Consider the following 13,909-nt stretch of genomic DNA (forward strand, 5'->3'; position numbering starts at 1 on the left):
TAGATCCCGAAACAAATACTTTTTTAAATTCCTCCTTATCGTCCTCAACTTCGGAACCTTTAATGTCAGAGCTAACCTCTTCTCAACAAATGCAGATTATTGATGATCTCAATAAGCTCCTAGAAATTCTACCCTCCACTATTCGAGCCAAAATTAAGGAACATCCTCAACATGATAACTTGATTGAAGTCGTAATGGATTTAGGAAGATTGCCTGAAGCACGTTTTCCTGGTAAAGTCTCATATCTAGGAGATGTCCCCGTTTCTGCTAAAGATTTGAATTATAGTATTGAGCGCGTTGGACATTTCGGCGGCGATAACCGAGCCGGAATTGAGCGCACTTTACATCGTATTAGTGCCATTCGCAATCGCAGTGGAGAGATTATTGGTTTAACCTGTCGTATGGGACGGGCTGTTTTTGGAACCATTACCTTAATTCAGGATTTAGTGGAAACAGGAAAATCTCTACTGATGTTAGGTCGTCCTGGAGTAGGAAAAACCACCGTTTTACGGGAAATTGCACGGGTGTTAGCCGATGATTTGCATAGAAGAGTCGTGATTATTGATACCTCTAACGAAATTGCCGGAGACGGAGATATTCCCCATCCTGCTATTGGTCGTGCCCGACGGATGCAAGTAGCTAGTCCTGAATTGCAGCACAGAGTGATGATTGAGGCAGTGGAAAACCATATGCCAGAAGTCATTGTTATCGATGAAATTGGAACCGAACTTGAAGCATTAGCTGCCCGTACTATTGCTGAAAGAGGAGTTCAATTGGTGGGAACTGCCCACGGTAACCGCATTGAAAATTTGATTAAGAATCCGACTCTTTCTGATTTAGTTGGCGGTATTCAGGCAGTAATACTGGGAGATGAAGAAGCCAGGCGACGGAGTTCACAAAAAACTATATTAGAACGGAAAGCTCCTCCCACCTTTGAAATTGCTGTCGAAATGTTAGAATGTCAGCGTTGGGTGATTCATGAAGATGTCTCGCAAACTGTCGATCTTCTCCTGCGCGGTGGCAAACCTAACCCCCCAATCAGAACGGTTGACAACTACGGACGGATTCAAATTACCAAGGAAACCCCTGATAAACCATCTAATAATGTCTTGAGAAGCCATGCTTTTTTAGAGACACCAGAACATCCTGTAGGATGGCGTGCATCCGGTAAAATTAGTCCAGTAGCTCCTTTTCTCAGCGAACAAAAGGGAGGGCTAGCTTCAGAATTTGATCGTTTGTTAGACGCCTCCTGGCATCAACCAGAGCCAACAAACCATAAGGTTCGTACTCCAGGTCCCAATGGGGAGGATTGGCCTGTATATATTTACCCTTACGGTATTGGACGATCACAGATTGAACAGGTGATCGAAATTCTCAATCTTCCGATCGTGTTAACTAAAGATTTACACGGTGCTGATGTGGTAGTAGCCTTGAGATCACACGTTAAAAATCAATCTAAGCTGCGTCAAATTGTTAATATTCGTCAAATTCCCATTCATGAGGTTAAGTCTAATACCATTCCCCAAATTACCAGAACTTTACAGCGAATTTTAGGGATGGATCAACTAAGAATTCCTGAAACGGCAGATTTACGCTTGTTTACCCGTGGGGGTAATGATGATGAGTTAGAAGCTTTAGAAGAAGCAAGGTTAGCGGTAGAACAGATTGTATTGCCTAAAAGACAACCTGTGGAGTTATTACCGCGATCACCTAAAGTGAGGAAAATGCAACACGAATTAGTAGAACATTACCGTTTACAATCTGATAGTCTTGGAGAGGAACCTAACCGTAGATTGCGAATTTATCCTGCCTCAGTCCAACTAAAATACTCAGTAGAGTAGAGATGGTTTACCCTCGTGGGTGTTTTAACAAAAAAAGTTTGATTCAATTATTTATTTTAATTTTAAATTTCTCCTCATTTTTTACGCTAGGTAATTTACCTTGTATTACAACACACAGCTGGGATCAAATAGTTATTGAGTCTGTTTGTCAAGTCATTAATCGTCAGGATATTGCAGCAGCGATGAAATTGACAGACAACAATTGTGTTTACTAGACCAAGGTACTAACTTTTTTAAGCTTTTGAAAGGGAAGCAAACTTTTAGGAAATTATTTGGAAAATTGATCTAAGATATTCTTAGTGATTTGTTATCTATTAGAGATGGTATCTCTATAAAAGAGACATCGCTATAGAAGATAAGTGAACAATGAGACCTCTTTGAGATGTTGAACGCGTGATATAGTGTTTCTATTTCCAATGAAAGAGAAGTTAGTTTTCGTCGTTTATCGGAAGCAACTAAAAAGTTAGTTTTAGGATGAGATTTTATTGAATCCCCTGTTAAATTAAGCAAAGTAAATTTTGCAGTTGTTCGCTTGATAATATCTTTGGTTTGGCAAACATTCTCAGGAAAAAGAATAGTACGAGTTTGGAAAGATAACTGACGAAGTTTCAGCCTTCTCTAATGTTCTTTTTGGGCTTTTTCATACTGTATTTTGTCGTATATAGTCAATTTTAATCCTCTATAAGATTTAGCTTATATAGAGTTGGAGTTCAGACTGAATATTGGGCTTGTGTAATTTTAGACTTGATAACTGTTCAAACAGAAGAAAATACTTAAATTTTTTTTTGTTCAAGACAAGTAGGAGAACTAATTACAATGTCTAACGTAGATACAGCTAACTAATCATTTAGCTAACTGTTGAATTGTTTCTAGAAGAGAACTCCTTATATTGTAGTTAATACTTGATAAATTATTTTAATTCTTAAAAGATATTTATAAACCATGGCTTAACATGTTTTTTGATTCTAGTTTTATTCTTGATGAAGTCTTTTAAATTTTGCTTTTGATTAGCGTATCACTAATCAAAAGCAAAATTTACCAGCAAGATCTACTTGAGTGTAGGAATTGTAATCAAATAAACTTCTAATAACTCCCCCATATTAATTGCTAAGTTACCCAGAAACTAGAAAAACAAGTAATAGCGGAAGAAATAATATCCTGAATATTCTAATTTTGCTAGAAAGCACCCTAACAGGATATCAAAAAGCCTTTAAAATCCAAATTATACTTTCTATACAAGACTTTAACCATGATTTACTTATTATTTGTCAGTGCCAGATGTGAGGTTAATCAAGTTGATTCTTTGCTAAAAATTTCTTTACAATCGTTCGGTTATAGCGTTCTCACTCAATGCTTACTAACTTTAACCAGCCGTATTTTTTTTTGTTGTAAAGGGGATAAACTTTTGAAGCTTTAGCTCAATCTATTGAGACAACTATTTAACTATATGTTAATTAACACATGATATTTACTAGACTTTTTAAATATTTGGTTACCCCACCCGCTACTTTTTTAAAAAAGTACGCCATAAGAAAATGGTCCTCAAAGAGCAAGACTTAAAATATAGTTTTTCGGTAACCAATGATTTCTAATCACTGGTTACTAATGATTCTTAGATAATTTTGGCAACTCGTAGACCGAAATATAATCCTAAGGCAATCACTGTGAATACAACGAGATATCCTGCAAAAGCACCGACAGCAAAAACAGACATTTTAAACAACTCCTGATAATAACGAGCATTAAGTTATTGTACTCGAAAAATCTCCTCTATGGACATAATTATTTGATGGTTATATTTCTTACTAAAGAGCTTTATGATCTGAACTAATATCTTTTAATTATGGGAAAGCAAGATTAACACTTCGTAAATCATCCTCTTGAAGACTAGCTATATTTAAATATACTTTCTCTAAATCTAATTCGTTGAGAATAGCATTTTTAAAATCAGCTTTTTTTAAAAATTAGCTAAATTAATTTTAGTGAGATTCACTGAAGTTTCTTTAATAAATTCTAAATAGGGTTATGAGTAAAGGTAACCTAGCAGAAGTTCTGTATTTTAGCTCAAGATTTTTTCTCAACAAATTAAATTTTTCTTAGCTAGATGCTACATATTTTATTTTTAAGTATTTTTAATATGAATTATTGTTAATTTTGGAAACTTTTTTTAAAAAAATAAAAATACGTAAATAAAATAATAACTTTATGAATTAGAGATAAATACAATATTTATTTTGAATTTTAATAAAAAAATAGTTAAATTATTAATTATTTAAATGTATTTAAAAATAAAATATAAACTTATCTTTATAATTATTTTTTTTAAACCTACTACTAAATAGTATTCATAGAATAGATAGCTAAAAAAATTAATAAAAACTTTTAACAAAGAAAATATTAATATCTAATCACCTATATTTACTGATTAGTAAAATCTGTATTTTCGTCGAATAAAGCAACATAAACAACCCTATTTATGTTGCTTTATTCAAATAAATTGAAAGCGAATGCTACTTTAGTAATTATTTATTAATTAACAGTCAGAATCTTTGTTGATATATTCCAACTTATAACATTGTCATTTACAATTAATCAATATTGACAATACTTACAAGGGGAAATAGTTGATCCGTGATACCTTCAATTGTTGAAGTTAAACTACCACATGCCTCATATCAGGTTGTGATCGCCTCAAATATTCTCAGTCAATTGGGGAGTTATCTTGAACTCCTTAACCTGGGTCAAAAAATTCTTCTAATTTCTAATCCAGAAATTTTTAACCATTATGGAGAGATAGTGGTTGACTCTCTCACAAAATCGGGATTTAAAGTATTTAACCATCTGATCCCCTCTGGGGAGCTCTATAAAACTCTAAATCTGATTGCCCAAGTTTATGATATAGCCTTAAAAAATCATCTCGAACGGTCATCAACCATGATAGCCTTAGGGGGGGGGGTTATCGGTGATATGACAGGGTTTGCAGCAGCTACATGGCTTAGAGGAATCAATTTTGTTCAGGTTCCTACGTCCTTTTTGGGAATGGTGGATGCTTCTATCGGAGGTAAGACAGGGGTTAATCATCCCCAAGGAAAAAATCTTATTGGGGCGTTTTATCAACCCCGTTTAGTTTTTATTGATCCTTTCGTACTGAAAACTTTACCCGTGAGGGAATTCCGCGCAGGAATGGCAGAAGTGATTAAATATGGAATTATTTGGGACCGAGATTTATTTAGTAAATTAGAACAAGCTACAATCCTTGATAATTTAGATAGTTTAAGTCAGGAATTATTGCAAACTATTATAACCAGATCTTGCCAAGCCAAGGTAGATGTTGTCGTTCAAGACGAAAAAGAAGCAGAGTTACGAGCTATTTTAAATTACGGTCATACTATTGGTCATGCGATAGAAAGTTTAACTGGATATGGAATAATTAATCATGGAGAAGCAGTAGGAATGGGAATGATAGCGGCAGGCAAAATTGCCGTTAAGTTGCGATTATGGACTGAAGAAGAAGCTGGACGACAAGATAATTTAATTGCAAAAGTAGGATTACCAACTGCTTTTCCTAAAATGTTAAAAATTGACGAAGTTATTAATGTTTTACAAACTGATAAAAAAGTGAAAGCTAGTAAAGTTCGTTTTATTCTTCCTACAGAAATTGGGAAAGTTATCATTAGCGATAAAGTTTCATCTAAAGTCATTAGAGACTGTTTGTTTACTTAAGTTTTAATTTAAAGAGAGCATGATTAATTGATAAATGTTCTAGAAAACAGTTGCAATATTTTGGTAACTATTTTTACGATAGTGTGGTGCATTTGTAAATTAACTAAAACACCTTGGGGTAGTCTGAACTCTCAATTTTTAAAGAGACAGAGACATTAAGAATTCAAGCTGTCCCGTTGATCTAAAAATTCCTAACAATGATTTGGAAAAAATCCCCCACTGAAATCTATAGATCTTAGTGGGGGAATATGTTAATGATTAGTAATACTCTCCATACTTAAAGGGACTAAATCTCCATGAATAGTCAATCCCAACAACATAAGTTCGTTTTCTGGAATTAGTTTACCTGTGAGAACACAGCTTTCATCTTTTCTAGCAGAAGCTTCGATGGTAGCGCGAATATCCATTTTCGAAAATTGAGGTCGATAATCTCCTGATTTCTGTTGTACATAGTTCCAAAGAATATCTCTGATTAATGCCTGATAACCTTGGTTTCCTGCTAATTCCTTAAGCTTTTGTTTTAAGCTTCGTTCTAAGCGAATACTGGTAACTTCCATCTCGGTTGTTGAAGTCCGTGGAAGGGTTCGCATAATGTTGGTCTCCAAAAAGTGCGGATGCATGTGCTACAAGTGTATATGACTACCCTATTGACGAACAAGTAGAAGTTATGAATTAAAAACTATATTCAGATATATACTTTTTGGTATGAATAAAGTAATAAGGTGATCGCCATATGTTTTTATCACTCAAAATTATTTAAAAATTACTAAATATTTTTAAAAAAGTGATTAAATTTTAGTTTGAATGTTCTAAAATAGAATGATAGTTGACTTCAAAAAATTATTTTTTTGATTTGATACCGGTCATCGATATATGTTTTATATACTCTGTACTGAGATTCATCTCTCTCGATATTTCGACTTTGTTTAGAATCTTTCTTAATCATGAGTTAAAACTAATCGAGTTCACTGTAAAACTACCTTTATGGAAGCGGACTTACTGCTAGTTAGATTATCTAAAAATTATCAAATTTTGACTATAGATTGATGTTCTCTGAATAATCTCCCTATTCTTCTTTGTACCTGCTTATGTTTGGCAAACTTATGTTGGATTCAATTAGACTTTTCAATTGAATCAGAATTATATGGATAACGGATATCTATTTTAGGTATCTTTTGTTGATTTAATATGAAGTTGAAGAAGTAATCACCTAATATTATTTTCATTGTTATGATTAGTTTTTATAGGAATAAAAATTAACAGGTGTAGTCATTTCTCATTAACCATTACTTAAATTCTTAGTGGTGGTATTAATGCTCAGTTTTATGATGAATATTCCACTTATAATAGACATTATTAAATCTATTTTTAATGATTTGCAACAAAGTTATTTAGTTTTTCTTTCTAACTTTAACTGAAAAGATTCGACTCAAGATTAATCAGACTAAAGCAATAATAGAGTTTATATCGCCTATATTTCTAGCAAACGGAGTAAACATGATTTTATAGTTTATACGACGTTAAGTTCTTATTGACGCTAATATTCGAGGTTCCGTTAGACAATCAACTATTAGTGGAGATAGAAAAAAATAGCTTTTTAAACTAATTAATTAGATCGATTGAATATTATAATTATTGAACGCATAGTTTAAATTAACAGAACTTACAACTTTGAAATATTACCTATATTGCCTAATTAAACGACAAAACTATAATATAAGATATCCTATTTTTTATTAATTAAATGTGCATTAATTTGTTTTTGCCTTATTAATAATAGTAATATAATCAAATTTATAAAATAAAAAGTTAAGCATATATAAATTGTAATAATATTTATTATTACAATTTATATAGTAAATTATTAACTATTTTCTGTGGGAAAACAGTTAATAATTTACTATGGAAAAACTTTAATATATTTATATATTTTTTATTCTTATTTAAGCTATTTTTAGACTTATATATAGTAATTTTATAAAAAAATATAAAAAAAATTTCGATTAATTTTTTCAATTTTTTTATAATAACTGGCTAATTTAAAATGTTCTAAATTCTTTTTTAAGTTTGTATATATTTGAAAAAGTTAGTTAGAGTTTATATTTATAACTTAATTGTACTTTATTTATATGCTTGAAGCTTCTTGCTTTTTAAGTTGAATATGTTTTAAGATTTAACCAGGACATATTTTGTATTTTTTTACCAGCTCTTCTAAAATATTTATGCAATTAATAATAAGATAATTAATCTGGTTAAATTTATGGAATAATATTGCACTTTTGATAACTGTCAGACTTAAAGATTTAGGTAGAAAATTCTATAGTTTATACTCAGTTTTTTCTGCCATCTATTTAAAACTTTTGCTTTTTTTCTCAACACCCTTGACTAAACTAATTATCTTTATTTTTTTTGGTTTTTAGGAAGTGATATATCTTTTTAGATATATATCCACATGGATAATTTTCTTTTTTGTTAAATCTGACCGTATCTAAATCTTTTTATTAAGAAATTATTTTTTAATAAAAAGATAAAAGTTTTTTTCTCGTTTCTTGTTTTTTTAGAAAAAACAAATTCTACTTTGTTTAGTAAAATCATCATTTTTTTGCATATGTTTTTATTATAATTTTTTAATTATTAATAGTTACTATATACTCTTAAATTTTAATATAAAAAAATAACAACTATAAAGTTAAAGTATTATAGATTATGGCGAATATTAAATGAATAACAGTTTTTATTTCTTTTTTTTTTATACTGTTTAAATTACTTCTAAATATAAATTAAAAATATAAAATACTAGACTAACTAATAGTAATTATTTAATTACTAATATCAATCATAAAACTGTACTAAAATTTCTGTATTATGCCATATTTTCTACTATTCTAACCTGTAGTATTAATTTATTTAGAATATTTTTAATAGAATTTTCTCAATTTAGACTAAATATATTAAATTTTAGCTAAAGCCTTTTTAAAGCTTCTATATTTTATATATTTCAGGATTTGCTTATTTATATGATTTCTACGCTAACTCCTTTATATAAATCTATATATATTACATAATAATTTTTTTATTCTTCAATTAAAGAAATTGATAAAATTACTGACTGTTTCAATAGCTGAGAGTTTTGATATATAGTTATTAATTTAAATTTTTGAATATCTTAGTTATTTTCTATTCACTTATTTCATTCCTTATGTCACTATTTAACACCTCTTAAATGAAAAGGTATTAAATAATTTTTATCTTAAATATTTCAATATATATTTAATTATTTATTAGGTAAATTTATTCCAGCATTAATCACATCCAATTTTATAAAAATCAATTTTAAAGCAGATAGTTCTTTCTGCTAAAGACAAAACAAATATATAAATGTTAATTCATTATTTATATAAATTTTTTTAGCATTAACAGAGGGAAATATATTGTTAATTAAACTAAAGTTCAATTGCATTGAATAGATATGCAATACTACTCTTCAATTCAAAGAATAGCAAAATTTACGGCTTCGAACTGAATCGTCTAACTATCTGTTTAATTTTTAACATCCTTTACAAGACATTAGGATCACACCGGTAGAATAATTGAAGTCTATAACACTGAAGGTAATTGTATGACTGTGCATAGAAAAAGATAGTAAATTAAATCCTTTAAATTTAGATAATCGATGCTATTGAGATCTATCTTGATCCATTGTTAAGTTATAATGTTCGAGTTACGTTAGTAGATAATAAGTAACTTTACTTAATAAAACGATAGATGACTATTCAAACTCTTACTCGTTCGTCTTCACCCAACTACCAGACCTCTATTAGTTCCTCAACTCAGCAGCGGTCACAAACAAAGATAGAGTCAAATTCAGTAAGACAACTAAGCAAATCCTATCAAGCAATACAGCAACTAAAATATTTACATCTAAAAGCTGAAATTGACGTTCTTCTACAAAAGTTACAGACGATAAAGCAAAATAATCAAATGGAGAGCTAATTCTAATCAAAAAGGCGATTAAATTGATCGCCTTTTATCATCTTTGAGTTCATATTTGTATGAACTCAAATTTTAGAGGTTAAACTGCCGCTAATTCTGGCTGAGGACGCTTGCTGTTTCGAATTTTTTCAATGGCTTCGTCATAGCTAGGAGCTTCGAATATTGCTGAGCCGGCAACAATAGCGTTAGCACCCGCTTCTAACACTTGCCAAGTATTGTCTGGTTTTAAACCTCCATCAACCTCGATCCAAGGATCTAGTCCACGCTCATCACACATCTGACGGAGTGTACTAATTTTACCTACCATTTCGGGAATAAAGCTTTGACCGCCAAATCCCGGATTAACACTCATAATCAGTACCAAGTCACATAGTTCTAGGACGTATTCGATTAAGTTTAAGGGAGTAGAAGGATTAAGAACTACGCCAGCTTTTTTACCTAATTCTCGAATTTGTCCTAGGGTGCGGTGTAGATGAGGAGAAACGTTATGTTCGGCATGAACAGAAATAATATCAGCACCAGCTTTGGCAAAATCAGCAACATATTTTTCAGGTTCAACAATCATTAAGTGAACATCCAAAGGCTTGTCAGTGTAGGGACGAATTGCCTTAATGACCAGTGGACCAATAGTGATGTTAGGGACAAAACGACCGTCCATTACATCAACATGAATCCAATCAGCTCCTGCTTTGTCTACGGCTCGGACTTCTTCTCCTAAAAGACTAAAGTCAGCTGAGAGAATGGAAGGGGAAATTACGATGGATTTAGTAGATTGGCTCATAACTTTAGAATATTCTCCGATGGCTCGCTTGTGACATTAATATTAACAAAGTCTTTAAAATTTACCTAATCATGATCTGTTAGATGACTAAAATTGTTCAACTTTATAGTAGGTTTTTATCGTAGGTTGACTTTAGGATTAAAACCAATTAGAGATTTTACTAATTAGCTAACTGAGGATCATGCCTAAAAATATAATAGTGATTGCTGGATTAAATAGAGGTTGCCATAATTCGTAGCATAAATTAGAACCAAGAAGAATATCTATTGAACGTCCGGTTACCGTCACAGCTAACCAAAGAAAAAGAAGCAATAGCTAAAAATGTGTCAGCTACTAAAAAACGATTTAACCAAATATTTTTTTTTATTATTCCTGTTCATATTATTCAAATTCCCTACTATTTCTATATGTTTATATTTGATTAAATCATTGAAAAGTTAAATAACGATACGAATTATTAACCCAGTCAACCTAGTTTAGTATAAAAAATAAATACATACAAAAAAGGTTAACTTCAAATTAATAAAACATTTTTATTTAAAAAATAAAAACTATAATTTATCTTGACAATATAGAAATCTTTTTTAAAAATAGAACTAGTACATAAACATTAACACTTTTGTACAGTATTAACTGTCTTTATTTTTTCGGTAGTGTTAAAGTTCCTATTTAGGAATTAGACACAATTTTTAAAAATTTTAAGAAAATATGTCCAAAGGACAGGTTTTTAAAAATATCACCTAGTTTCTCGATAAACTTCTCTGAAAAATATTGTAGTTGGACGTTTAGGGGGTATATAAATTTTAAAGATTTATTTTATATACTTAAATCTGAGTCAATATATAGTCTTGAATTTTTAGCAAAATTAGTTTTGTAAAACAAGGTTTTTACTCCTGTCAAATAACTTACTAAAAGTCAAAATAACAGACATAAATAATTTCTATTTAGATAAAAAACTTGATAAAAATATCTTCTTCTTATTTAAGAAGAAGAAGATATTTTTAAAATTAAAACTGCTAGTCAAAGCTAATCTAATTCAATTTGAATTAGATTAGCTTTGACTAGAAAAAAGAGTACTAATAAAATATTTTTTACTTTATTAGTCAATGCATAGACTACCTATATTTTTGTATTAATTATAAAAATTATTAGTAAATTAATTCGTACAAAAAATAAAAAAATATTATGGATTATTAAAATTAAGCGTCTGTATAAAATCAATTCATAACCAAATAAATCTTAATAGAGAACAGACTAGAAGCAAAAATAAATTATGAAGAAATCTTTGTGAGTTAACACGAGGCTATTGCGATAGCTGTTGTTAATGTGAAAGCACAAGTAGGAAATTGAAGTAAGTCTATTTCTACTACCTAAATTAATAAAGTGACTTTTGATAAAATAAGTAATTTTAATTAAACAATTTAAGTCATTTTCTTAATGTCTTTAGACTATGCGTTCTAATTTAGAGAGTTAACTTAAATAAATAATCAAACAAGTATTTCTAACTATTTAATGTAAAAGAAATATTAAAAATTTTGTCTACCTTAAATTTTGAATGAGTTTAACATTAAGACTATGAGGTAATAAAAGACTTATGTAAACTTACAAATATAGATTTTAATAAACTCAATTAAGTTTATTCTTATTCATATATAAAAAATTATATTATATGTAATGTTTTTATTTCCTATGTACGTATTATTTATATCTTCTTTTTATAAGTTATTTTATGATTAGGTTTGCTTTAAACTAAAACAACCATATTTAAATTCTATATTTTATCTTTTTTTCTGTAACCCAATATTGTCGAATTTTAAAAATTAATAAAAATAGATTTTATTCATTAGTTCTATAGTAAAAACTCAGTCGCTTTAGTTATTTCAGCAAATAATCAATATTATTAGGTAATAATTTTATATTTTTTTGTAGTTATTTTACTTTAAAAATAACACTTTTTGGAAGGTATATATTATTCAGATAATTCAATAAATATTAATGTTGAATTTTGGTCGTACTTATTAGTTGATTAAACCATTAATTTATACTCTTGCCATGAAGATTATTAATGTATAAATTATAATTATTCTTTCTATTCGTATATTTCTACTATTTAAAATAGTTGTTAATAACACAACAAAAAATATAGATATTTTTTGTTGTGTTATATTTTTAGTACTATACTCTAAGTTTTATTTTTGATATAAACAGAAAAAAATATTTCTAATACTAAAAATATTTTTTTCTGTTTATATTAGGGGAAGTAAGAGTTGAATATATTTCACTTAAAATTGTTGGCACGTCGCGATTATTTATATTTAAACAATTTTTTCTACTAATATTACTACTAACAATAGTAATATTAGTAGATAGTTTTTGCGATCACTTACTGGAAGGTTACTTGCATCGTAAATTTATTTAAAATTTGTATAAAATTTATTATTATTTTGAGTCATTATTACTCATCAAGTTTATCCTGAAATAATTGATTATTTAAGTTAAATCTATAAGCTAATTTTTAATTAAAATTATAATAATTTATATAGTCAAAAATAATGTAACTGAAGTATTAGAAGAATGAATGATATTTATTTTTGACTATATAAACTCATACTGATTAGTTACTTGCTCTAGATGAAAAGTACTGACAGGACGTTAAGAGAGTATGATGATTTTAATTCCAAAGTACTATATGTAAAAAGTGAAATTTTAATTCAGCATAATCACTGATTTATTAGTTAAATCTATAGCTAAAATAACCATAGAATTAGCTAGTCGGATATTAGAAATATAATAGCTTATTCACAGTAGAATATTTCAGAGACAGATATCTAATCTTTAGTGTCAAATATTATTAAATAGAACTCTTAAAATTATAGACATGTAAAAATTGGGAAAAAATTCAGCAAAGTAATTAGTTTATTTCGATATAAATTTATTATTTATTGATTAATATTTGTCGTTGTATGCAACAGCAATTAATTCACTAATATTGATATATTATCTATTTTTTGGGTATTTATAGTTAAACTAATTAGACCTAGATTTAATTTATAAATGTTATTTTTTTACAATGTAACATTCACAAACAATGTTGAATATGTTTGTCTTTTATCAATAAAATTTTTGGAAAAGACAAACATATACTAGTCTACATCCAAAAACTTACTTTTTTATTTCCTCCAATTAGGATGGTATTTTTCTGTTATTAAACTAACTTAATTATCTCTTTTTAATCCATTGTAATTAATCTTAATTAAGATTAATTACAATGGATTAACCGTAAAAAAGTATCCTTAGAAAGGATATTTTGAGTTTATATAGATAATTATCTATATCAAATAAATAACAATATTTATTATGCTTAATTCTAATAGATTTATTGCAACTGAAATCGTTTCTTGATATAATTTTAATTATCTTAGTAATACAACTCGGTCAGATAAAACTTCTAATAATAAAGATTAATTACGATAATTTTATTATGAGTATTCTTTTATAAGAACCTGTACAATTTTACTCCTATTTTTTCGGGTGGGAATTTAGTAAACAGGTTTATTAATGAATCTAGCCA

Annotated in this window: 6 protein-coding genes; 3 read left to right on the plus strand and 3 right to left on the minus strand. The window is 28.8% G+C overall.

Annotated features, from left to right (window positions below; translation table 11 throughout):
* The first annotated feature begins 89 nt into the window (after positions 1-89).
* Positions 90-1,841 carry a R3H domain-containing nucleic acid-binding protein gene (locus tag P3F56_RS04980; protein ID WP_281153727.1) on the plus strand — a complete coding sequence of 584 codons (1,752 nt, stop codon included), beginning with the start codon at positions 90-92 and terminating at the stop codon, positions 1,839-1,841.
* A gap of 1,612 nt (positions 1,842-3,453) precedes the next feature.
* On the opposite strand, the gene petL is transcribed toward P3F56_RS04980, so the two are convergent.
* The gene (gene petL, locus P3F56_RS04985) at positions 3,454-3,555 is read right to left on the minus strand and encodes a cytochrome b6-f complex subunit PetL (protein ID WP_281151847.1); all 102 of its coding nucleotides are present in this window, start codon (positions 3,553-3,555) and stop codon (positions 3,454-3,456) included.
* A gap of 920 nt (positions 3,556-4,475) precedes the next feature.
* Here petL and aroB point away from each other — a divergent pair.
* The gene (aroB, locus tag P3F56_RS04990) at positions 4,476-5,564 is read left to right on the plus strand and encodes a 3-dehydroquinate synthase (RefSeq protein ID WP_281153728.1); all 1,089 of its coding nucleotides are present in this window, start codon (positions 4,476-4,478) and stop codon (positions 5,562-5,564) included.
* 251 nt (positions 5,565-5,815) lie between these two features.
* On the opposite strand, the gene P3F56_RS04995 is transcribed toward aroB, so the two are convergent.
* A complete protein-coding gene (locus tag P3F56_RS04995) occupies positions 5,816-6,154 on the minus strand; it encodes a hypothetical protein (protein ID WP_281151848.1) in 339 nt (112 codons plus the stop codon).
* Positions 6,155-6,621: 467 nt separating this feature from the next.
* Here P3F56_RS04995 and P3F56_RS10465 point away from each other — a divergent pair, with 467 nt between their 5' ends.
* Positions 6,622-6,684, plus strand: a complete 63-nt coding sequence (locus P3F56_RS10465) for a hypothetical protein (protein WP_405054781.1) — start codon at positions 6,622-6,624, stop codon at positions 6,682-6,684.
* 2,952 nt (positions 6,685-9,636) lie between these two features.
* Here P3F56_RS10465 and rpe read toward each other — a convergent pair.
* Complete coding sequence (rpe, locus tag P3F56_RS05000) at positions 9,637-10,338, minus strand: ribulose-phosphate 3-epimerase (protein ID WP_281151849.1); 702 nt, start codon at positions 10,336-10,338, stop codon at positions 9,637-9,639.
* Positions 10,339-13,909: the final 3,571 nt, after the last annotated feature.

The sequence above is a fragment of the cyanobacterium endosymbiont of Epithemia clementina EcSB genome (assembly GCF_029919255.1).
GTDB lineage: Bacteria > Cyanobacteriota > Cyanobacteriia > Cyanobacteriales > Microcystaceae > Rippkaea.